The following is a 22,106-nucleotide window of genomic DNA, read 5'->3' on the forward strand; positions in this document are numbered from 1 at the left end:
GCTTGCGCCGGCTCTCAAATGTGCAGCGTGGGGCTTGAATTTTCTAGCAGTGGTTAATCGGTCGTCGGCAGTTCCAGGCCCAGGCGCTTGGCCGATGCGCGCAAGTGGGCATCGGCGCAGGCTGCGGCCGCTTGCCGGTTGCCATCGGCGATGGCCTGGTACAGCGCCTGGTGTTCCTGGATGGCATCCGCTGAGCCGCCTACCTGGGGCAGCGCCGAGTTTTCCCAGGCGGTCTTGCGGGCACTGGCCAGCTGGCTGCCGAGGAAATCATGGAAAGCCACGAAATAGTCATTCTTGCTGGCTTCGGCGATGGCCCGGTGGAACTCCACATCGGCCAGGGCGGCGGTTTCCAGGTCGCTGCGTTTGTCGTGCATTTCCTGCAGGGCTCGTTGCATGCGCTGCAGGTCAGCAGCGTCGCGGCGCTGGGCGGCGATCGACGCGGCCTGGGTCTCGATCCACAGGCGCATTTCGAACATCTGCGCCAGGTCCGCCAGACGCCCTTGGGTTTGCGGAAAGCGGAAGACGGTGCCGGCCGGGGTCTTGGAAATGTACGATCCCAGGCCACGGCGGGCGATCAGCACGCCGTCGGCCTTGAGCTGGGCAATGGCTTCGCGAATCACCGAGCGGCTGACATTCAACTGCTCGGCGAGCTGCTGTTCAGTGGGCAGGCGTGACTCGGGAGCCAGGCGGCCAGAGTCGATCTCGGTGCGGATGGCATTGACCACGCGCACCACGAGAGAGTCGGGACGTTGGAGCTCAAGCATGGGGAAACTCAGGTAATCAGGTTGTCAGACAATAGTCGTTGGGATTTTCCGCTGTCAAGAAAAACCAACAAGGGAAGGGCGGCTGGAGGTCTCCACGGTCAAGGCTTCAAACCGTCAGGTCGCGGTGGAAAATCAGGTCGTCGAAGTCCTCGCCGTTGAGCCGGAAAGCCTGCTCAACGCGGCGCTCCAGGACAAAACCGCACTTCTCCAGCACATGTTGGGACCCGTGGTTGCCGTCGGTCACGGTGGCCTGGAGTGACTTCAGGCCGAGGCCTTCCCGTGCATGCTCGATCAATGCCTTGAGCGACTCAGTGGCGACGCCCTTGCCCTGGTGCCGGGAGCGCAACAGGTAGCCGACCTCGGCTTGCGCGGCGTGCGGCGCGATCATCCGCAGGCCGGTGAAACCCAGTTCTTCGCCACTGTGCCGAGCACGGATGACCAGGCACAGCCAGTGTTCGGCGCCGGTGTGCCAGTGCGGCAGGCGCGAGGCGAAGCGCTCCTCGATCTGCGCCCGGGACAACGGGTCGCAGACGTAGCGCAGGGCTTCGGGTTCGTTGTGCAGCGTTAGAAACAGCTGCCAGTCGTTGCTGGTCAACGGTTGCATGTGCAAGCGATCGGTGTGCAGGTGCAGCATGAGGCGTTCCTTGTCCTGGCTGGGTTCAGTGCGCTCACTTTACAAGAGAAAACCCTGACCGCCGCAGTACGTATTTCGCATAAGATTCCAGGCTTGGGTTTTCAGGGATAGGGCAGGTAAACGTGAACTGGGATGATCTGCGGTTTTTCATTGCGGTTGCCAACGCCAACAACATCACCGATGCAGGACAGGCGCTGAAGGTTTCCGCGTCGACGGTCTCGCGCAAGATCCTGGTGCTGGAAGAGGCCTTGAACACCTTGCTGTTCTTGAAGACCACCCAGGGGTATTTCCTCACCGAGGCGGGCCACGCCTTGCTGCCCATGGCCCTGGAAGCCGAGGAGCGCTTCACCCTGATGGCGCGCCAAATGTCCCAGCCCGGCGCACGCATGGCGGGGGTGGTGCGCATCGACTGCCCGGAGCTGATGGGCAGCCACTTGATCATTCCGGCCCTGGCGCAGTTTCGTTCGCGGCACCCGCAGATCAGCTTCGATTTCGTCAATAGCGCGCGTTCGGTCAAGCTCACCCAGAGCCACAGTGACCTGCTGCTACGCCTGCACCGGCCCGAGGCCGGCAACTTCACCCTGCGCCGGGTCGGCGAGCTGACCCAGGCACTGTTCTGTTCCCCAGGGTATGCCGCCATCCATGGCTGCCCCAGCGAGCCTGCGCAGTTGCGCGAGCATGCGCTGATCGGCTGGAACGAGGCCCTGGCCCATCTGCCCCTGGCGCGCTGGCTGGATCGGCTCAGCGCTGGCCAGCCGTTGTGGATGCGTACCAGCAACCTGGAGGCGCAACTCAAGGCGGTGCAGGCGGACCTGGGGATTGCCGCGTTGCCGGCCTATATCGCTGAGCCCCTGGGGCTGTGCCGAGTGTTGCCAGAGACCCCGGCGCACCGTGCCGACATCTGGCTGCTGCGCAACCTGGCGACCCAGGGCCAGGAGCGGGTCGATCGGGTGGTGGAATTTCTCTGTGACTTGCTGCAGCGCCAGGCGCTGCACCAAGCGTGAGGGTAGGGCGTCAGCGGCTAGGCAGTGCCGTTGCGCAGGAAGATCCAGATTGCCACCGCCATCAGCATCAGCCCGAACAGGGCATTCTGCGCCACCAGCAGCCTGGGGCGGGCCCGCAGCAGGACCTGCAGGCTTGAGCCCAGGCAGGCCCAGAGCAGATGACCGAACAGATTCACCGCGATCAGTGCGGCGCTGAGCGTCAGCACTGCGGTGCTGCCCACGTCCGTCCCCGGGCTGAAGGTGGAGAACATCACCAGCAACATGACCAGGCCCTGCACATTGCCCAGTTGCAGCACCACGCCGTCACGAAACTGCAGGGTCACGGCCCGCTCGCCAGGCTTGCGCAGGGGCCGCAGCAACAGGCGCAGGCCCAGCCAGAAAATGTACAGGCTGCCGGCGACTCGCAGCCCCCACAGCAGTTGCGGCTGGTTCGCCAGGCTGTGATACAGCCCCAGCCCCACCAGCAAGGCCAGCAGGAAATAGGTCAGGTCGAGCCCGAGGATAAAGCGCAGAGAACGACGCACGCCGCTCTGGGCGCCGGAGCTGGCCACCATCAGGTTGCCGGGCCCGGCGCTGAGGGCCATGGGCAGCATGGTGGACAGCCACAGGGGCCAGTTGATGTCGTGGACCGGTAGCACAGGCGGGGCTCCTTGAAGGCGGTGCGAATTGCACCGGCGCCAGCTTAAGGCGCCGCCGTGGCCGGGGTTACCGCCAGGAATGGAAAGCGGTTTTGCACTGGGCAGGCCGCAGGCCGGGGGCGTGTCTCAATGCGCTTGCGAGTCGTGCAGTACCCGCTGCAACCACTGGCTGAAACTGCGGGTCAGTGGGCTGTTTTCGCTGTCGCGGTGAATCAGCCAGGCCCAGGTCGGGCCGCGCACCTGCTGTTCGCACAAGGGTTCCAGCAAACCTTGAGTTCGGGCTTGTTGCGCCAGCAACTGGCTCACCAGGGCTATCCCATGGCCAGCGCAGGCGGCGTCCAGCAGCAGCCCGGGGTCGGAGAAATTCAGGCCATTGCTGTGCTGGCCGATGTCCGCGCCGCCTTCCACCACCCAGTGGCTCCAGTCCATTTCCCGCTCGCCATGCAAGGTGGTCCGCAGCTCCCGGGGCTGGCCCAGCAGCGAGGGGTGGCAGGCCGGGTACAGGCGGTCGCTGTAGAGCTCCAGGTAACTGCATTCGGCCTGGGCGCTGAGGTCGTCGCGCAGGGTCAGGTCGATGGTCTGGGTGCTCATGTCCGGCGGGTCGAAGGAGGTGAACAGCCACAGGTCGACTTCCGGGTGCAGGCGGTGGAACTCCCCCAGCCGCGGTAGCAACCAGTGCCGGGCGAACGCCGGGGTGGTGTTGACCACCAGTTGGTTGGGCTTGCGGTACTGCTCCAGGCGACGGATGCCCACCGCCAGTTGCTGCAGCAACGACTGGGTGGTGCTGCGCAGGTCATGCCCGGCATCGGTCAGGCTGACGCTGCGGCCGCTGCGGTAGAACAGCGGCTGTTCGAGGAAGGTTTCCAGGCTGCGGATCTGCTGGCTGATGGCCGATTGGGTCAGGTGCAGTTCTTCGGCCGCCTTGTGGAAACTGCCCAGGCGCGCGGCCGCTTCAAAGCCTCGCAGGGCGTTCAGGGGAGGCCAGTGTTTTAACATGATTGATAAGCTCGGCTAATCAGAATTGCGCTAAATCTATCGTTTGTTGAGTCTTTTTCAAAGCCATAGCATGGGCACTGTTCTTCATTGGTGTTTGTTGGCTGATAACAAAACCTTAACTGAGAGGTGCGATTTCCATGCTGTGCAATGACAAGCAAAACAACGGCTGGCACATGCCTGCGGAATGGGCGGTGCATGCGGCGACCTGGATGGTCTGGCCGCACAACCAGGCGCTGTGGGAGTCCGGTTGGGGCGTGACCCTGGCCCAGGTGCAAGAGGATTTCGCCCGGGTCGCCAATGCCATTGCGCGCTTCGAACCGGTGAAAATGGTGGTCGACCCTGTTGCCCTGGAAGGTGCCCGGGCCCTGTGCGGAGCCAACATCGAGTTGGTTGTGCAGCCGGTCAACGACAGTTGGTGTCGCGACTCCGGCCCGAGTTTTGTCTGCCACCCGCAGCAAGGGCTGGCGGGTGTCAGTTGGCGCTTCAATGCCTGGGGCGGCAAGTCGGCCCATGAGCAGGATGAAAGCCTGGCCCGGCGCCTGCTCAACCAGCTCGGCCTGGAATGCTTCGGCACCTCCTTGGCCAACGAGGGCGGAGCGATCCATGTGGACGGCGAGGGCACCCTGATCACCACCGAGTCGGTGCTGCTCAATCCCAACCGCAACCCGGGCCTGGGCAAGGCCGAGATCGAAGAGATCTTCAGCCGCCTGCTGGGGGTGAAAAAGACCATCTGGCTGCCCGGCGACCCGGACTACGTCACCGGCGACATGACCGACGGCCATGTGGATGGCGTCTGCGCCTTCGCCCGTCCTGGCGTGCTGCTGGTGGACGCGACCCGCGACCAGAGCTCGGTGTATGCCGAAGTGGTGCGCGAAAATCGCCGCGCCCTGGAGCTGGCGCGGGATGCCCAGGGCCGCAGTTTCGAGATGCTCGAACTGTTCGAGGCCAGCGAGGCGGTGGACACCGAGGCCGAGGTGTTCTGCGCCTCCTACACCAACTTCTACATCGCCAATGGCGCGATCATCATGCCGGCCTATGGCATTGCCGCCGACCAGCAAGCGGCCGAAGTGTTGGCCCAGGCCTTCCCGGGGCGCGAAGTGGTGCCGGTGCAGATCAATCACCTGGCGCATGGCGGTGGCGGGGTGCATTGCATCACCCAGCAGCAGCCGGCCTGGCCGGTGAGGGGCTGAACCATGAGCATGCTGACGGTCGCCACCACCCAGATGCCTTGCACCTGGAACCTTGAACACAACCTTGATCAAGCCGAGCAACTGGTGCGCGAGGCTGCGGCCCAGGGTGCCCAGGTGATCCTCTTGCAGGAGCTGTTCGCCACGCCGTATTTCTGCATCGAGCAGCACCACAAACACTTGGCGCTGGCCGAGGAGTACGCCCACAGCCGGGTACTCAAGCGCTTTGCCGCCCTGGCCGGGGAACTGGGAGTGGTATTGCCGCTGAGCTGGTACGAGCGCGCCGGCAATGCCTACTTCAACTCTTTGAGCGTGGCCGACGCCGATGGCCGCCTGCTGGGGGTGTACCGCAAGACCCATATTCCCAATGCAATTGGCTACCAGGAGAAGGAGTATTTCAGCCCAGGCGACACCGGTTTCCGTGTCTGGGACACGGCCTTTGGCCGCCTCGGCATCGGTATCTGCTGGGACCAGTGGTTTCCCGAGACCGCCCGTTGCCTGGCGCTGCAGGGCGCCGAGGTGCTGTTGTTCCCCACCGCCATCGGTTCCGAGCCCGGTGCTGCCGACCTGGATTCCCGCGATCACTGGCAGATGACCATGCGCGGCCACGCCGCGGCCAACCTGCTGCCGGTGGTGGCCGCCAACCGTATCGGCCGCGAAGTGGCAACCACCGACCCGGCATTGCAGATGAGCTTTTACGGTTCGTCCTTCATCTGCAACCACAAGGGCCGCTTGCTGGCCGAGGCCGACCGCGAGACCCCAGGCGTGCTGTTGCAGGCCCTGGATCTGCCGAGCATGCGTGAAGAGCGCCTGACCTGGGGCATCTACCGCGACCGGCGCCCGGACATGTACGGCGCGTTGCTGAGCCTGGACGGTCGTCACCTGGACCCACGCTGGACCACTCAAGGGGTTTGACATGCACACCACCCACAAGCTGTTGCTCGCCTCCCTTGGTCTGCTGCTCGGCGGCGCACTGCCGTCGGCCCAGGCCGAAGAGCAGACCCTGCGCCTGTACAACTGGGCGGACTATTTCGCCGAGGACACCCTGGCCAGGTTCACCGCGCAAACCGGGATCAAGGTGATCTACGACGTCATGGACGGCAGTGAGGTGCTGGAAGCCAAGCTGATGACCGGCGGCAGTGGTTATGACCTGATCTTCCCTGGTGACACCGTGGCCGAGCGGTTGATGCGCGCCGGCAGCCTGCAAGCCCTGGACCCGACGAAGATCGCCGCCCTGGCGGATATCGAGCCTGGCCTGCAACAGCTGCGCAGCCACTATCCCTACGCCAGCAAGGCCACCGTGCCTTACACCTGGGGCACCATCGGCCTGACCTACAACGCCGAGCAGATCGCCCAGCGCCTGCCCAACGCCCCGGTCAATAGCCTGGACCTGCTGTTCAAGCCGGAGCTGGCGGCCAAGTTCGCCGACTGCGGTATTTCGATCATCGACTCCCCCGACGAGGTATTGGCGGTGGTGCTCAACTACCTCGGGCGCGAACCGCGCAGCGCCAAGCCCGAGGACCTGGCGGCGGCCAGTGAATTGCTGCTCAAGCTGCGGCCCTACATTCGCAAGTTCCAGTCGCAGCCGGTGACCGACCTGGTGAATGGCAACCTGTGCCTGTCCCTGGGCTACAGCGGTGACATGACCCAGGCTCAGCGGGCCGCCGATGCCGCGGGGAAAAAGGTCGATTTCCAATACCGCATCCCTCGCGAGGGCACCACGGTGTGGATGGACAACATGGCGATCCCCAAGGATGCCCGGCACCCGGAATACGCCTATGCCTTCATCAATTTCGTCCTGCGCCCGGAGAACATGGCGGCCATCAGCAACTTCACCGGTTACCCCACGGCCAACGCCAAGGCGCGGCCGAGTGTCGACCCGCAGATGCGCAACAACCCGGATATCTACCTGGACGCGGCGACCTACGAGCGGCTGATTCCCGGCAAGGACATCCCCCAGGCCGACATGCGTGCACGCATGCGCACCTGGACCAAATTCAAGACCGCGCCGGTCAAATAGCCGTGCGCACCAACCCTTCAGCCACCGTATGCTGCTGGCGGGTTGAGCGTGATCAATCTGTACTACCGTCTGTACAGCCCCCATGAGAGAACGATCGATGTCGACCCGACGTGAATTTATCAAGCAGGCCTCACTGGTGGCCGGTTTCGGCGCCATGGCGTCCCTGGGCCTGGGTTTCAACGCCCGCCAGGCCCAAGCCGAGGAACAGGAGGGCTGGTACATGCCCGATGAAGGCGATCGCCACCGCCAGGCCTACATGTCCTTTGGCGCCCAGGAAGCCATCTGGGAAGATTTCACCGGCGATGTGCAAGAGGCCCTTGGCCGCATTGCCCGAGCCATTGCCACCTATGAACCGTTGATAGTGTTCTGCCGCGAACACGAGCACGACCTCGCGCAAGAGCTCTGTGGCCGCCGCAATATCACCTACGTGATCACCGAGCTGGACGACATCTGGATGCGCGACATCGGCGCCAACTTCGTCATCAATGAGCAAGGTGGCCTGGGCGCGGTGGATTTCAACTTCAACGGCTGGGGCAACAAGCAGCGTCACGCCAAGGACGCACAGCTGGCGCGGCAAGTCGCCGATGCCGCCGATGCGGTGTATCAGCGCAGCGAACTGGTGGGCGAGGGGGGCGGCATCGAGGTGGATGGCCACGGCACCGGGATCATGACCGAAAGCTCCTGGATCAACCGCAACCGCAACCCCGACTGGAGCAAGGCCGAGGTCGAAGAGGAGCTCAAGGCCCGCCTGGGCCTGCGCAAGATCATCTGGTTGCCGGGGATCAAGGGCAAGGACATCACCGATGCCCACGTCGACTTCTATGCACGCTTCGTCAAGCCCGGGGTGGTGTTGGCCAACCTCGACAACGACCCGGACTCCTATGACCACGCGGTGACCCTCAAGCACCTGGAGATATTGCGCAATGCCACCGATGCCGACGGCCGCAAATTGCAGGTGCATACGGTGTCGCCGCCGCTGAACCCGCGCAAGAGCCGTTTCAGCCGCGGCAACGACGATTTTGCTGCCGGCTACATCAACTACTTCGTGATCAATGGCGCGGTGATTTCCCCGCAGTTCGGCGATTCAAGCGCTGATGCCAAGGCCCTGGCCTTGCTCAGTGAGCTGTATCCCGAGCGCAAGGTGATCCAGTTGGACATCGACGCCATCGCCGCCGGTGGTGGAGGCATTCACTGCGTTACCCATCACCAGCCGCAGGTGTGAGCGATCAAGGGTTGGGCGCGCCTTTCAATCCGTTGGCCGCCCCGGCAAGTCGAGGTGGCGGGTCAGCTCGAAGGTGTCGCCGTTGCGCTTCTTGATCAGCGCCATGATCGGGAATTCGCCATAGATCTTCAGCCACAGGTCAAAGGAGGACGGTTGATTCGAGGTGGCGATCACCGTCTGTGGAAAGTCGTTCCACAGGCGGTAGGTCACTGATTCGATTTCCTCCAGAGGGCTGGTGCTGTCCAGTGCCTCGATCCACACCCGGACTTTATACAGACCGTTGCCTGGCGCCGTCCTGGGATGCAGGACTTCGCTCTGGTGCAGCAAGACAAAGCCGCATTCGAGCATCTGCGCGTAGCTGGCGTTCAAGCGGTCCAGCAGCGGCATATCGTCCAGGGCCACGGGCTTGCCGTTGACCGCGATACCGGTGGTTGAGCCTTTCCATTCCTTGGGCGCGCCAGTCAGGACGAAGTGCTCCTGGTTGCTGTAGTCGCCGGGGCCATAGAGGTGAGTGTGGTATTTGGCGACCAGGACGAAGAACACCAGCAATACCGCAACCGGAAACAGCGCCAGGAACAGCACCACCGGGTGGCTTGGGTTGTTGTAGAACGGGTCCTTGGCTGTCCACAGCACGATCCCGCCAATGGCGTAGACCATGACGATGAACAAGGCAATCAGCCCGAGTGGGTTCTTGTGCATGCCGGCGGCGGTATGCAGCAATCCGCTGCCGGGCAAGGGATCCAGGGAGTGCTTCATGGCGAGCTTCCGATGCAAGCGAATTTGTCCAAGTTAAGCACAGGGGGCATGACCTCGGCGCGCTCGCCACGAACAAAAAATCGAGCAAACGCACGCCGGCTGGCTACCCTGATCCAGGGGCTGGCCAGGTTGATTCACACGTGCGGATTCACTCAGCCAGGTCATCGCCAGGCCGGCCCCTAGGGCCGGCATCGTGCAGTCCAGGCCGGTCGCCTGGCCCTGTGACGCGAGCCATCCTGGCAGCGCAAGGGGCGACACCACTCAGGGAGGGTCTCATGGCCACGTTGGAGGGGAAGTACGTTGAGGAAACCGAACTGCCGGATGGCGATACCTTCGAGATCGGCCTGGTCATGGCCGGGGCAATTTCCGCCGGAGCCTACGAAGCCGGTGTGCTGGATTACCTGTTCGAGGCCCTGGACGCCTGGGAGGCGGCCAAGCTCAAGGCCCGAGGCACGGCCGAGGAGCAGCACATCCCCCAGCACAAAGTGATCATCAAGGTAGTGGCTGCCGCTTCGGCCGGCAGCATGAGTGCGGCGATCATGGCGGTGGCAGGGCGCTATGACTTCAAGCATGTGGGCAGCGCCGAACTGGGTACCCAGTGCCATTCGCAGCAGAATCTGGCGCAACGCACCCAGGCTTACAACAGCGGTCGGGAAAATCCGTTCTTCAGGGCCTGGGTGCAAGACATCTCCATGGACAAATTGCTCACCACCCGTGATCTGGACGCGCCCGACAGCGTGTTGCAGTCTTTGCTGGACAGTACTTCGCTGATGGAAATCACCAACGATTGCCTGGCGTTCAAGGGCGATGGCGTGGTGCATCGGCAATACCTGAGCAATCCGACCCGGTTCATCTTTGCTCTGGCCAACTTGCGCGGGGTGCCTTATTTCCTGCCATTCAGCTCCCAGCCGGGTACGGGGCTGGGCATGTCCATGCACCGTGACTACCGCAGCTTCACCGTCAGCTACAGCCTCGGGGCCGGTGCGCAGACCCTTCGTGCGGATGACCTGGCCCTGGACTGGAGCCCTCAATCGGCTGCGCAGTGGAGTCTCCTGGGGCTGACCGCGGTGTCCAGCGGAGCCTTCCCGGTGGGCCTTGCCCCACGGCCCATGACCCGGCCTTCGTCGGATTACAACTATCGTTTTGTCATCCTGCCAGCCACCCATACTGATCCGATCAGGGCGGTGCGACTTCAGCCCAACACCAAGCGCATGCCTGAGCCGCTGTTCAACAGCTTCATTGTTGACGGCGGCACCATGAACAATGAGCCGGTTGATCTGGCGCATCAGGAACTGGCGGGGCTGATCGGACGTAACACCCGTGATGGGGTGCTAGCACGCAGGGCGTTGCTGATGATTGATCCGTTTCCGGACACTGAAGAGCAAGGCAGTGACAAGATTGCCGGACAGTCTCCGGTGTTGACCTCGGTGATCGGGGACTTGCTGCAGGCATGGAAGTACCAGGCACGCTTCAAGCCCGAGGACCTGGCCCTGGCCGCAGACGAGAATGTCTTCAGCCGTTTTCTGATTGCACCGTCCCGTGGTGATCTCGATCCGACCAAGCCTTCTCTGGCCTGCGGTGCCCTGGGAGGTTTCTCGGGTTTCTTGACTCAGGATTTTCGCCAGCATGACTACTTGCTGGGCCGGCGCAATGCGCAGAAATTTCTCTCGGATGTCTTTACCCTGCCGGTTGCCAATAGCATGTTCGACCCCTTGGACGAGACGCAGAAGGTGGCTGGCACGAAGTGGGTACGCAAGGGTGCCCGAGGTCTGGAGTTGCCGATCATTCCATTGGTAGACAGTCTTTTGCCGAAGGACCTCAGTGGCGGTTTGACCGATGGGCGGACCGAAGCGCTGGGTGATTGGCCCTATGACATGTTCCGCATGTCCAGCATTGAAAGTGCAATGAAAGCGCGGATGAACAGGATTTTCAGCTACAGCATCGCCCACTCGGAATTGAGCTGGTCTTACAGGCTATTGAGCAAAACCGCTGTCGTTGTGTTCAAAGGCAAGATTTATAAAAAAGTCACCAACGCCTTGCTGGATGGGCTGGCCAATGGCGGCTTGATGCCCAAGCGGCCTGACGCCACCGACCAAGGTAAACAGCGCAATTGGTTTGGCTAGCGCTTGCCTGATGGTGATGGAGCCCGGCGGGTTGCAGCTTCAGCGGCTGAGCTGTACGCCGCGCTCGGTCAAGGATGGGCAGGGGGGCGGCACCCGCTGTGTGATCGATCACAGGCCTTGTGTTTAGGCTCAGGCTGCCTGGGGTGAAGCAAGCAATCGCTGACTTTGCGCAGTGTAAGTGGTCTGCCCATATTTATAGGATTGGACTGATAAGGCAGTCCGCTAAGGCCCTAAGCTGGCGCTCTTCAATGCCTAGGGGGACAGCACTTGTCCCGGGCTTTCAGGAGGAGCGCGCAATGAATGATCGTCAACAACCGGTAACGGTCCGCAGGATTCAACCCAGCGACCATGAGCAGTGGTTGCAGCTGTGGCTGGCTTACCAGGACTTCTATCAAGTGAGTCTGGATGAGCAGGTCAGTCTCTCGACCTTCCAGCGCTTTTTCGATCCGCAGGAGCCGGTGTATTCGGCGGTGGCGGTGCAGGGCGATCAGTTGATCGGCTTCGTCAATGCGGTATTGCACCGTTCGACCTGGGCTTCCAGCGACTTCTGTTACCTCGAGGATTTGTACGTCGCCCCGGCGATCCGGGGCAGTGGGGCGGGTAAGTTGTTGATCGAGTGGGTGCAGGGGTTTGCTCGGCAACAGGGGTGTGGGCGGTTGTATTGGCATACTCATGAGACTAATGAGCGGGCGCAGAAACTCTATGATTGGGTGGCGCAGAAGTCGGGGTTTATTGAGTATCGGATGGGGGTGTAGGGGAGAGGGTCTTGGCGGCGGTGTTTTTTTGGAGGGGGGATATTCGTTGCTGAGGTGATGGCCCCTGATGGTTTTGTTCCGGGTGCATATACGTTGCTGTGGTCATGGCTGCAGCAACGGATATGCACCCTCGAGCAATCTACTCCCCCTGCCGAAACACCAAAGCCTTCAAGCCACACTGCACATCTGCATCAGGAAACTCCGGCGGATTCTCCAGCCGCTGCTCAAAGCGCAAACCCGGCGCCACCTCGGCCACTCCTTCCACCAGAAACTCCAGCGCAAACGCCGGATCGTTCATACAGGCCAGGACGCAACCATTGGGCGTCAGCAACTCCGGCAGGCGCCGCAGCACCCGCGCATAGTCCTTGCTCAGCACAAAGCTGCCTTTCTGGAACGACGGCGGATCGATGATCACCAAGTCGTAGGGACCGCCTTGCTTGACCTTGCTCCAGGACTTGAACAGGTCGTGACCGAGGAAACTCACCCGACCGGTGTCGTGGCCGTTGAGCCGGTGGTTGTCGCGGCCACGGCTCAAGGCCGCCCGGGACATGTCGAGGTTGACCACCCGCTCGGCGCCGCCGGCAAGCGCCGCTACCGAGAAACCGCAGGTGTAGGCAAACAGGTTCAGCACGTTCTTGCCCTGGGCATTGTCCCGCACCCAGTTGCGCCCATAGCGCATGTCGAGAAACAACCCGTTGTTCTGCTTGCTGCCCAGGTCTACCTGGTAGAGCAGGCCCTCCTCGGTGATGGTGCAAGACTCCACCGGCGTTCCCAGCAGCCACTCGCCGTGACTGTCGGGCAGGTAGCGGTGCTGCAGCATCAGGCAGCTGGCGCCGCTGGCGGTCCACTGCGCGGTGTCTCCCAGCTCCAGCAGCAATTGCTTGAGGGCCGCGAGCTGCTCGGGTTCGGGCTCCTTGAACAGCGATACCAGCAGCACGCCCTGCAGCCAGTCCGCGGTCAGTTGCTCCAGCCCCGGCCAGCAACGACCGCGGCCATGGAACAGACGCCGGGTTTCAGTGGGCGCGGCGTCCAGGGCGTCGAGTAAATGTTGGTTGAGGGTGGCGAGGGCTAAAGGCGTCATCAGCGGGACCGGCAATATTCGGGGCGGCATTTTAAACACAATTGATTGCGCAGTGATCCGCCATGACTCTCGGGATCGGGGCAGCGGCCCGAATCGTGAGTCGATTGATGGGCGTGCGTTGTGCCGAAATTTCCGTCGTCTGCTGGGAAAACATGAACGGGCAGCCGGCATCTTGGGCATGATCAAGACCCTTGGCGAGCAGCACACGATGCCCGATATCAACGATCTCAGCGTCGATGAACGTCTGGGTCTGATGGTCGACCGCGAGGACGCCTGGGGCTGGGCACCGTTTACCACTGCGCAACGACGAGACATGCTTGAACTTCTGGACGACCGCTACGGACAGCGCTCGACGCTGGTGACCAGCCAGATGCCCGTGGCTAAATGGCATGCGCTGATCGGCGACCCGACCTTGGGCGATGCGATCCTTGATCGGCTGGTGCACAACACTTACCGCATCGAACTCAAGGGTGAATCGGTGCGCAGGCGCTCGACGAAATTGACGATGGCGGGTGCTTCAGACTAACGATGTGAACCTGCGTCGCTGCGCTCCAAGTGGACGTGGAACGAATGTCCAAATGATCGTGGGCTGGGTATCCAAGCGCCGTGGGATCCGCAATAAAGCGGGCAGATCAAACGTTTCAGAAAATCAACTTTAATCCCCCCCCCCCTCCTCAACAAATCAGTATAATCAGCTTGTTTAAAAATAAGAAAAAACAGAAGCACAGGAAGTAACGGAAGAATAGGAACTACATTATGGAATATCAGGAGTCGCAAGAGTGAACGCAAATGAACAAGTGCAAAGCACCGGTAAATACAGCGCCAAGTGGCAGGAGCGCTTTTACTTCTTTGATACTTATGGTTCGCCGAGCGATCCACGATACAAAGCGGCAATTAAGACGCTGCCTGGCTTCAAGAATAAAATGCGCATTAACGCCAACGTGATTGCATTTTTCTTCGGCCCGATTTACCTGTTCGTTCTGGGCCTCTGGAAGAAAAACCTTGCCATACTGGGTATCATACATTGCGATCAATGTCGTGTTGAGTGTGATTTTTGCGATCATTGGCATGGACTTTCCCAAACCGTTGAACGCAGGTCTGAACATCGCTGTCTCCATGACTTATGCGCTCATGACCAACTACTCGTACTACCTGAAAGAAGTGAAAGGTGAACAAAGCTGGAATCCGTTCCAAGGCATGCGTTTCTGATTACAGACTTGGCCAGTCAAGAGCCCGCGCCTCATCATGAGGATGCGGGCTCGTTGTTTCTGAATGGCGAATACAAAAAAACGGCGAAAAAATCTGATTTCGGTGAAAACGATGCCCGGGCATACCCCACAAATCTACCCCAAGGAAGCCTTCTTCGATTTGCATGCGTCGTTGATAAATCGACGTTTTTCAAGGTCGCGTCAACCGTTCTACTATACGGCTTTCTTCTCGATCTGCTGTTCCCGGTCCGGGTTCAGCAGCACCATTCCTATTGGCTGCCAGTTTCGCGTCTGGCCTGGCCAGCGTTCCGGGCTCTTCTCTCGAGCAGGTTCGTACAGCTCATGTCATCGCGCCAGGATTTGATCATCCAGCTTTCCATGACGCTCAGCTGGCGTGACAAAGCGGATCCGACTATGCCGATGCTCAACTGAGCATTCTATTTGCTCTGCCGAACCTTTGGCTGGCTCGAACACAACTGATGGGTATGGGCGAGTTGTGCGGTTAACACGGAGAACCGGACGGAAAAGCCCGTCAGGCGGCTATGCACAAAGCGGTTTTCTGCAAATAGCGATGTGCGTCGGAGTATTTTCGACTTGTTGCCACCTTGCGGCAAGTTGATCGGAGCATCCTTAGGGAAATCCTGAAGAAGACTTCCTGATTTTGGCAAAATGCCGGGACTCCACCCGCCGAGTTTTCCGATGAAGCAAATGACCTTCGCCGATGCCGAGTACGCCGGCAAGCGCAAGCAGACCCGCAAAGAGTTGTTCCTGATCGAGATGGACCAGGTGGTGCCGTGGAAGGGCTTGATTACCCTGATCGAGCCGCATTACCCGAAGGGGAATGGTGGTCGTCCGGCCTATCCGCTGATGGCGATGCTGCGTGTCCACCTGATGCAAAACTGGTTCGGCTACAGCGATGGAGGAGGCGCTGTACGAGACCACTATCCTGCGACAATTTGCTGGGTTGAGCCTGGAGCGCATCTCCGATGAAACCACCATCTTCAACTTCCGCCGGTTGCTGGAGAAGCACGAACTAGCCGCCGGAATCCTGGCCGTGATCAATGGCTATCTGGGCGACCGAGGTCTGTCGCTGCGCCAAGGCACTATCGTGGATGCCACGCTGATCAATGCGCCAAGCTCGACCAAGAACAAGGACGGTAGGCGCGACCCGGACATGCATCAGACCAAGAAGGTCAACCAGTATTACTTCGGCATGAAGGCCCACAGCGTGATGGGCACGGCGGCCAACGTGGCGGATGTCACTCAGGTCGACAAACAGCTGCACGGCGCGGAGAACGTGGTCTGCGCCGATGCCGGTTATACCGGTGTTGAGAAACGTACCGAGCATTATGGGCGCGAGGTGATCTGGCAGATCACGGCACGCCGCAGTACTTACAAGAAGCTGGGCAAGCGCAGCGCTTTGTACAAAGCCAAACGCAAGATCGAGAAGGCCAAGGCGCAGGTTCGGGTCAAGGTCGAACACCCATTCCGAGTGATCAAGCGCCAGTTCGGTTATGTGAAGACGCGTTTCCGTGGTCTGGCGAAGAACACGGCGCAATTGGTGACACCGTTCGCGCTGTCGAACCTGTGGATGGTGCGTAGACATTTACTGACGAGTACAGGAAAGGTGCGCCTGTAATGTGGGGAATAGTTGCCGCGAGGTGCTCGCGGCGGCAAAAAACAAAGAAATGAGCGGGTGACCTGATCGTCTTTGATCGATTCGCCGGGATCAAAATCGGTGGGGCTGAAGTCAGCCAGAAATACATGACTACTTCAGACCATCCTTAGATGGTTTTTTCGGTCTGTGTAGGATGTTTTTTGGTATTCAGAATATTCTCAAGTGTTTTTTGGTTTTTCTGTTTTATTCTAGTTTGGCGTCTAGGTTTTTGATTTTCAGGCTTGATGGTTGATCAGTTGTAGCAGGATCGCTGTGATGTTTCTGTAGGTTGAATACTGTTTAAAAACTTGGGGTGTTTGCTCAAGGCTTTTGCCGTTGTTGGGTGAAGGTTCAAGTTCCCCCCTTGGATCTGGAAAGACGCATTGTCTGGTGGCTGCGTAATAAAGCTTCGCTTTCGAGGCTTTTGTTTATCTTGAAAATACATTGAGTATCTAATATGAAAAGGCTTTCAGTCGCATTGGGCTTGTCCTCCGTAGTTGCTTTCTCTCAACTGGCCATGGCTGTACCTACTGCCGGCGGTGGCGGGGTGGTCAACTTCACCGGCTCGGTAAAGGCCGATACCTGTTATCCGGTCAATGGCACCACTGATGTCAGTGTTCCCCTGGGTGAAGTGCAGGCGCGTGAACTGGGGACTGTCGCTGCGCCAGTCGGCGGTACCGGGGCCAGCACTCCGCTGACCATCAAGTGTGCGTCCGGGACCAAGGTACAGATGTCCTTCAAGCCGGCTGCGGCCGACAAGGTTGAAAGCGGCAAGGCGTTGCGGGTCAACGAAGGGGTCACCGGTGCGGGTTTTGCCAAGAACGTGGCGATTGTCATGCTCAAAGCCGACGGCAGCGTGATGAACCTGGACACCGAGTTCTATGAGGCCAGCTTTGGCAACGGGAGCACGGGCGGCACCATCAACATTCCGCTGAAGGCCGCCTATGTCATCAGCACCGGTTCCACGTCAACCGATGTAACGGCCGGTACCGCCAACGCGAAAATGCCATTCGTACTCTCCTACGAGTGACGGCTCTCTGCAGTGCGGGGGCCCAAGACCCCGCACGGCTTGGTTTTTCAGGTAATTGCATGTCACCTACTTTTTGTTCCATGACTGGTCTGCTGCTATGGATGGCGCTCACGAGCGCGGCCCACGCAGGAATTTCCCTCTCCAGCACACGTCTGGTGTTCAACGAAGGCAGGAAAGAAGAGAGCCTTGTCGTGCGCAATGACGGCGGCGAGATTCTCGTACAGTCCTGGTTGGAGCCGGCCGCAGGGGTCGAGGTCAGGGATCTGCCATTCGTGGTCACGCCGCCGTTGATCCGGGTCGCGCCCAAGCAACAGCAGCTGTTGCGGATCATGTATTCCGGTGCGGGCATGCCAACCGACAAAGAGTCGATCTTCTGGCTTAACGTCCAGGAGATACCGCAATCCACCGATGCCGAGAATGCGTTGCAGTTCGCCATTCGCCAGCGCATCAAAGTCTTCTATCGACCCAAGGGATTGCTCGGGGAGCCGATTCAAGCCGCCACGAAGTTGCAGTGGAAATTACAACGCAATAGTGAAGCCTTTGAGCTTTCGGTGAGCAACTCCGGGCCTTATTACGTAAGCCTGGTGGACCTTGATCTTGAACAAGGTCTGCAAAAGGTTCGATTGGCTGAAGTGCAGATGCTGGCGCCTGGCGCTTCGGTGATTTTGCCGCTGGATAAGGTCAAAGGCAGTGCCGGCGTTGTCTTGAACTTCGGCAGCATGAACGATCATGGAGGTCGCGATCTTTACTCGGTGAAGTTGTTGGAGGGGCAAGTGGCCGTAGCCAATGCCAAAGAGTAAAGCGCATGGTTTTTTTCGATAGCGGCACCGTTTCAGGTGTGTGAAATCCGTAGGGTCGTTGAATGGATACCATGAACTCACCACGGAGCGCACTTGATGTGTGTGGCTTGATGCGGCCTTTATCCGTTGCGCTGACTTGTTTTGAAGGCGTTTTAAGTCGACTGGGTTTCAACAAGTATCAACTTATAGTTCTGCTCGGTTTTCCATGTCTGGTCCTGGGTTCAGAGACCAGCAAGAAGGACATCGTCTCCCCGGAGAAGTCCCAGCAACAGGTCATTCCTTCAACGGCCTTTGGCAGTGGTTTCTTTCAGGGCGGCAGCCGACCTGAAAGCCTGCAGTTCCTGTTGGCCGGCAACAGCGTGATGCCTGGTACCTACCGTGTCGACATCTATGTAAACGGTGATCTCAACAGTCGTCGCGATCTTGATTTCAGCTTGAACGACGCGGGCGACCAGGTTGAACCCTGCCTTACCCTGGCCATGCTCCAGGAGTTCGCCATCGATCTTGGCCGGCTCAAAGACAGCGCGGCCCTTGAACAGGCGCGGGGCGAGAGCTGCATCAAGCTGGTGGAGTTGATCAAGGAAGCCGAGGTGGAGTTCGACGCCTCGCGCCTGCGTTTGAACATCAGCGTGCCCCAGGTTTACCAGGTGGCGGGGGCTCAGGGCTATGTGGATCCCGCGCTTTGGGATCAGGGAGTCAATGCGGCTTTCAGCAACTATCAACTGAACCTGCGGCGCAACAAGAGCAACCAGCACTATGACACGTCCACCTACCTGGGCCTGCAGAACGGACTCAACCTCGGTGCCTGGCGCCTACGCAACGAGTCCAGCCTGACCACGAGCACCGGGCAGCCTACCGAGTTCAACAGCAACCGCAACTTCGCCGAGCACGATGTCACCGTGCTCAAGGCGCAGTTTGCCCTGGGTGAGCTTTATTCCCGGGACAGTCTGTTCGATAGCGTTCGCTACCGGGGCGTGCAGTTGGTGTCCGATGACGCGATGCTGGCCGACAGCGAGCGTGGCTACGCCCCGGTGATCCGTGGCGTGGCCGAAAGCAACGCCACGGTGGAGGTGTACCAGAACGATTACCTGCTCTACAGCACCACCGTCACCCCCGGCCCCTTCGCCTTGACCAACATATATCCCAGTGGCTCCAACGGTGATCTGGAAGTGATCATCATCGAGGCCGACGGTCGTCGTCGGGTGACCCGCCAGGCCTTCGGCAACGTGCCGATCATGGTGCGCAAGGGGCGGCTGACCTTCAGCACCAGCGCCGGCAAGTTCCACAGCAATGACGCGACCTTGGGCAGCCCGGCCTTTCTCAGTTCCGCCTTTGCCTATGGCATTGGCGACAACCTGACCGGGGTCCTCGGTGTCCAGGCCAGCGAGGGGTTCCAGGCCATGAGCCTGGGGATAGGGCGCAATACCTTTATTGGCGCGGTGTCTCTGGACCTCACCCAATCCAGCAGCACCGCCCAGGGGCAGACCAGCCGTGGGCAGAGTGTGCGGATGTTGTACTCCAAGACCTTTATCCATACGGACACGGATTTCATGCTGGCCGCCTATCGCTATTCCACCGAGAACTACCGGACCCTGGACGACCATGTGCGAGCCGTCGGCCACGACCCGGCGAAGGAAACCCTGGGCCGCTCAAGGGCACGCCTGGATCTGACCTTGCAGCAGCGTCTCGGACCACAGCGCCAGTACGGCAGCGCCTACCTGACGGCCAGCGACCAGAGCTACTGGAACAACAGCGACCGCTCCCAGAGTATTTCCGCGGGCTACAGCAACCACTGGCAACGCCTGACCTACGATATAGGTTTCACCCGTACCCTCAATACCGGCAACGGCAGCCGCCGTGACTCGCAGCTCGCGGTTTCGCTGACCCTGCCTTTGGGCCAGGACTCACAGGCCCCGCGTCTGCATCTGCGTAGTACCCGGGACAGCAACAACCAGAACAACACCCAGGCCGGGCTCAGCGGTCACTTCGATCGGGCCAGCCAGTACTCGTTGCAGGCCGGCAACGACAGTGTTGGCGGCAGCAGCGGATTTGCCAGCGTCGGTACCGAGACTGCGGTGGGCCGATTCGACCTGGGTTATGGGCAGGGGCGTGACTACAGCAACTTGAGCCTGGGGGCCAGCGGTTCGGTGGTAGCCCATGGTGGCGGCTTCAACTTTGGTCGGCAGGTCGGCGAGAGCTTTGCCCTGGTGGAAGTCCCTGATACCCCAGGCGTGGGCGTGAGCAATCACATCGGCGTGCGTACCGGCGCCAATGGCTACGCCATCGTGCCGACCCTGCAACCGTATCGATTGAATTGGGTCAGCCTGGACAGCAGCGAGCTGGGCGCCGATGTGGAGCTGGAAAACGCCGTGCATCAATTGGTGCCGCGCCGGGGCGCGGTGCTGCACAGCCGGTATCAGGCCGAGCAGGGCCGGCGCTTGCAATTCCAGCTGTATCAGGCCGATGGCAGTCCCCTGGGGTTTGGTGCCCGGGTCGAGGATGCCCAGGGCAAGCTGCTGGCGATTTCCGATCCTTATGGCAAGGCGCTGACCTTGCTCGGTGAGGACCAGGGCGTGCTCACCCTCAAGTGGGATAAGCAGACCTGCACCGCCGCTTACCGACTGGCGCCGCGCGACAAGGCGTTGAATTTTGAAAACGCCGATTTGAAATGCGACTGAGCGTGCTGATGAAGGTTTTTGTTACGGATGAGTCGCGGCTCTTGAATGTTATAGATGATCAGGCCAGGCCTGGAGTAGGCACTAGATGAACAGGATAAAGGCTAACTTTCGTATCTTCGGTTTTTGCCTGCTGATGGGCGCCGGGTTTTTTGCGCAATCGGTACAGGCGGCCATGTCTTGCGTTTATGAACGCCGTATTGAAGGGGCCTGGTCACAGAAAATCTTGAATATCGATGGCAACCTGCCCATTGGCAGTGTGATTTTCGAGCGAACTCTTGCAGTGGAAGTATCCTTCAAGCGGATAGGTTCAACTGCCTTGGTGGAGGACTTTGTTATCAATGGATATTGGAGCAATACCAACGTCCAACCGCCGAGCTATGCCGCATCGGTTTATGGTACTGCTAATGGAGGAGGGTTTTTGAATGGACTCGGTATCCGTTATACCACCGAGGACGGCAAGATCATCACTCAGGGTGCGTTTCTGCTGAAGGCCGGAAGGTTCCAGCCTTATCAGGAACCCTCGAATCAATATGCGGTGCTAAAACAGCAGGTTGTGAAAATGAATGATCAATTTACCAAGGGCGGGACTATCGAAGCTTTATACGCAGTGATGGTTGTCGCGACGTTTCCTGCAGGCGTTTGTGGAGGGGATGCACATGCCTGGATAGAAATGGACCTGAACCTGAAAATCCCTGATCCGGTCCAGTCAACGTGTACGCTGGATACCAAGCTCCTCGGGGTCGATTGGCCGCCATTGGCCTCCGATGAGCTGGCGCTTTACGAGTTGAGTCAGAAGCGCAGTGTCGAAATCGTGCTCAGTCAATGCGGCAAAGGGGTGAAGCCCAATATCCATTTTGCCTCCTACCGTGACCTGTCCAGGGGCAAGTACCAGAACCTGGTGGTGTCGACAACCGATGACAGGATCATCGATGGACTCTATATCCGCTTGAAAAATGCCAACAATGGCGCGGACATCCGGTTTGGCAATCCGGCAGCGGTGACGGGGGACTCTTCGGTCTGGTTCAACGTCGGCACTGCGCAGACCGATAAAGCCACCCTCAGGCAAACAATCGATATCTATCTCGAACGCACCAAGGACAAGTTGCGGGTAGGCCCTTGGGTCAGCAATGTGAGCTTCATCATCAGCTACCCCTGACCCGGGTTACTGCGATCACTCGAAGTTCCGCGGTCGACCCATGGCGCGCCAGGCCGCGAGTCGGCGATCCATCGGCACTGCTAGCCGATCACAGTTGCTCCAGCTGTTTTTCACCCGGTAAATCGCCTGCGGGTCGAGCGCCAAGGCTTGCAGGCAGTCGTCGACATAGCCGCGGTGGTTGTCTCGCCCCTGATAGTAGGCCATGGTCAAGGCATTGCTCATGCTTGAGGGGCCTGTTGTATGAGAGGGACGAGGTCGCCGCGTTCGGCGGCTTTTTCCGGTAGGTGGGACACGCTCGGGAATCCGTTCGGTCAGGTTGTAAAAGCCGCGTCATGGTCGCGCTGCGAAGCCGCGGCTTGCCATGTCTATTTCCAGAATGTGTTGAGCGGGGACGGGG

The 22,106-nt window shown here is 60.1% G+C and carries 20 protein-coding genes and 3 pseudogenes; 15 read left to right on the plus strand and 8 right to left on the minus strand.

Features of this window, described 5'->3' with window-relative positions; translation table 11 throughout:
* Window positions 1-53 precede the first annotated feature (53 nt).
* Together GV819_RS27050 and GV819_RS27055 are read right to left on the minus strand one after the other, a co-directional pair.
* The gene (locus GV819_RS27050; RefSeq protein ID WP_161759107.1) at window positions 54-764 is read right to left on the minus strand and encodes a FadR/GntR family transcriptional regulator; all 711 of its coding nucleotides are present in this window, start codon (window positions 762-764) and stop codon (window positions 54-56) included.
* A 106-nt stretch (window positions 765-870) separates the two neighbouring features.
* Window positions 871-1,398, minus strand: coding sequence for a GNAT family N-acetyltransferase (locus GV819_RS27055; protein ID WP_161759108.1), 528 nt, complete (start codon window positions 1,396-1,398; stop codon window positions 871-873).
* Window positions 1,399-1,520: 122 nt separating this feature from the next.
* Here GV819_RS27055 and GV819_RS27060 point away from each other — a divergent pair, with 122 nt between their 5' ends.
* A complete protein-coding gene (locus GV819_RS27060; protein WP_161759109.1) occupies window positions 1,521-2,402 on the plus strand; it encodes a LysR family transcriptional regulator in 882 nt (293 codons plus the stop codon).
* Window positions 2,403-2,419: 17 nt separating this feature from the next.
* Here GV819_RS27060 and GV819_RS27065 read toward each other — a convergent pair whose 3' ends face one another.
* A complete protein-coding gene (locus GV819_RS27065; RefSeq protein ID WP_161759110.1) occupies window positions 2,420-3,040 on the minus strand; it encodes a LysE family translocator in 621 nt (206 codons plus the stop codon).
* Between the two features lie 126 nt (window positions 3,041-3,166).
* Complete coding sequence (locus GV819_RS27070) at window positions 3,167-4,036, minus strand: LysR family transcriptional regulator (RefSeq protein WP_161759111.1); 870 nt, start codon at window positions 4,034-4,036, stop codon at window positions 3,167-3,169.
* A gap of 137 nt (window positions 4,037-4,173) precedes the next feature.
* Here GV819_RS27070 and GV819_RS27075 point away from each other — a divergent pair, with 137 nt between their 5' ends.
* The 4 genes from GV819_RS27075 to GV819_RS27090 all read left to right on the plus strand — a co-directional run bounded on the left by GV819_RS27075 (window position 4,174) and on the right by GV819_RS27090 (window position 8,465).
* A complete protein-coding gene (locus GV819_RS27075) occupies window positions 4,174-5,226 on the plus strand; it encodes an agmatine deiminase family protein (protein WP_161759112.1) in 1,053 nt (350 codons plus the stop codon).
* A gap of 3 nt (window positions 5,227-5,229) precedes the next feature.
* Window positions 5,230-6,138, plus strand: coding sequence for an N-carbamoylputrescine amidase (gene aguB / locus GV819_RS27080; RefSeq protein WP_161759113.1), 909 nt, complete (start codon window positions 5,230-5,232; stop codon window positions 6,136-6,138).
* A 1-nt stretch (window position 6,139) separates the two neighbouring features.
* Window positions 6,140-7,243, plus strand: a complete 1,104-nt coding sequence (locus tag GV819_RS27085) for an extracellular solute-binding protein (RefSeq protein WP_161759114.1) — start codon at window positions 6,140-6,142, stop codon at window positions 7,241-7,243.
* A gap of 97 nt (window positions 7,244-7,340) precedes the next feature.
* Window positions 7,341-8,465, plus strand: a complete 1,125-nt coding sequence (locus GV819_RS27090; protein ID WP_161759115.1) for an agmatine deiminase family protein — start codon at window positions 7,341-7,343, stop codon at window positions 8,463-8,465.
* A 24-nt stretch (window positions 8,466-8,489) separates the two neighbouring features.
* Here GV819_RS27090 and GV819_RS27095 read toward each other — a convergent pair whose 3' ends face one another.
* Entirely contained in the window at window positions 8,490-9,221 is a 732-nt protein-coding gene (locus tag GV819_RS27095; RefSeq protein WP_161759116.1) for a pYEATS domain-containing protein, read from the minus strand.
* 275 nt (window positions 9,222-9,496) lie between these two features.
* Between GV819_RS27095 and GV819_RS27100 the strand changes: the two genes are divergently transcribed.
* Both GV819_RS27100 and GV819_RS27105 read left to right on the plus strand, forming a co-directional pair.
* Window positions 9,497-11,344, plus strand: coding sequence for a patatin (locus GV819_RS27100; protein WP_161759117.1), 1,848 nt, complete (start codon window positions 9,497-9,499; stop codon window positions 11,342-11,344).
* A 296-nt stretch (window positions 11,345-11,640) separates the two neighbouring features.
* A complete protein-coding gene (locus tag GV819_RS27105; RefSeq protein ID WP_161759118.1) occupies window positions 11,641-12,099 on the plus strand; it encodes a GNAT family N-acetyltransferase in 459 nt (152 codons plus the stop codon).
* A 139-nt stretch (window positions 12,100-12,238) separates the two neighbouring features.
* Here the strand turns inward: GV819_RS27105 and GV819_RS27110 are convergent, their stop codons facing one another.
* Window positions 12,239-13,180 (minus strand): class I SAM-dependent methyltransferase, encoded by a 942-nt coding sequence (locus GV819_RS27110; protein WP_161759119.1) that lies wholly within the window; start codon window positions 13,178-13,180, stop codon window positions 12,239-12,241.
* Between the two features lie 178 nt (window positions 13,181-13,358).
* Here GV819_RS27110 and GV819_RS27115 point away from each other — a divergent pair, with 178 nt between their 5' ends.
* Window positions 13,359-13,706 (plus strand): ATP-binding protein, encoded by a 348-nt coding sequence (locus GV819_RS27115; protein WP_161759120.1) that lies wholly within the window; start codon window positions 13,359-13,361, stop codon window positions 13,704-13,706.
* A gap of 253 nt (window positions 13,707-13,959) precedes the next feature.
* Window positions 13,960-14,389: pseudogene (locus tag GV819_RS27120) on the plus strand (DUF2628 domain-containing protein).
* Window positions 14,390-14,601: 212 nt separating this feature from the next.
* Here the strand turns inward: GV819_RS27120 and GV819_RS27125 are convergent.
* A pseudogene (locus GV819_RS27125) lies at window positions 14,602-14,814 on the minus strand (IS3 family transposase); the annotation flags it as partial.
* Between the two features lie 273 nt (window positions 14,815-15,087).
* Between GV819_RS27125 and GV819_RS33340 the strand changes: the two are divergent.
* The 6 genes and pseudogenes from GV819_RS33340 (at window position 15,088) to GV819_RS27150 (ending at window position 21,709) form a co-directional block, all read left to right on the plus strand.
* Complete coding sequence (locus GV819_RS33340) at window positions 15,088-15,378, plus strand: transposase (RefSeq protein ID WP_256667610.1); 291 nt, start codon at window positions 15,088-15,090, stop codon at window positions 15,376-15,378.
* Window positions 15,295-16,027: pseudogene (locus tag GV819_RS27130) on the plus strand (IS5 family transposase); the annotation flags it as partial. The gene GV819_RS33340 and the pseudogene GV819_RS27130, both read left to right, overlap by 84 nt.
* A gap of 475 nt (window positions 16,028-16,502) precedes the next feature.
* On the plus strand, window positions 16,503-17,075 hold the full coding sequence (locus tag GV819_RS27135) for a fimbrial protein (RefSeq protein WP_161759121.1): 573 nt from the start codon (window positions 16,503-16,505) through the stop codon (window positions 17,073-17,075).
* Window positions 17,076-17,134: 59 nt separating this feature from the next.
* Window positions 17,135-17,875, plus strand: a complete 741-nt coding sequence (locus tag GV819_RS27140) for a fimbrial biogenesis chaperone (RefSeq protein WP_161759122.1) — start codon at window positions 17,135-17,137, stop codon at window positions 17,873-17,875.
* A 110-nt stretch (window positions 17,876-17,985) separates the two neighbouring features.
* Entirely contained in the window at window positions 17,986-20,553 is a 2,568-nt protein-coding gene (locus GV819_RS27145; protein ID WP_161759123.1) for a fimbria/pilus outer membrane usher protein, read from the plus strand.
* Window positions 20,554-20,638: 85 nt separating this feature from the next.
* A complete protein-coding gene (locus tag GV819_RS27150; RefSeq protein ID WP_161759124.1) occupies window positions 20,639-21,709 on the plus strand; it encodes a hypothetical protein in 1,071 nt (356 codons plus the stop codon).
* Between the two features lie 15 nt (window positions 21,710-21,724).
* Here GV819_RS27150 and GV819_RS27155 read toward each other — a convergent pair whose 3' ends face one another.
* Window positions 21,725-21,931 (minus strand): hypothetical protein, encoded by a 207-nt coding sequence (locus tag GV819_RS27155; RefSeq protein ID WP_161759125.1) that lies wholly within the window; start codon window positions 21,929-21,931, stop codon window positions 21,725-21,727.
* Window positions 21,932-22,106: the final 175 nt, after the last annotated feature.

The organism is Pseudomonas sp. Fl5BN2 (assembly GCF_009908205.1).
In the GTDB taxonomy this organism is placed as follows: domain Bacteria; phylum Pseudomonadota; class Gammaproteobacteria; order Pseudomonadales; family Pseudomonadaceae; genus Aquipseudomonas.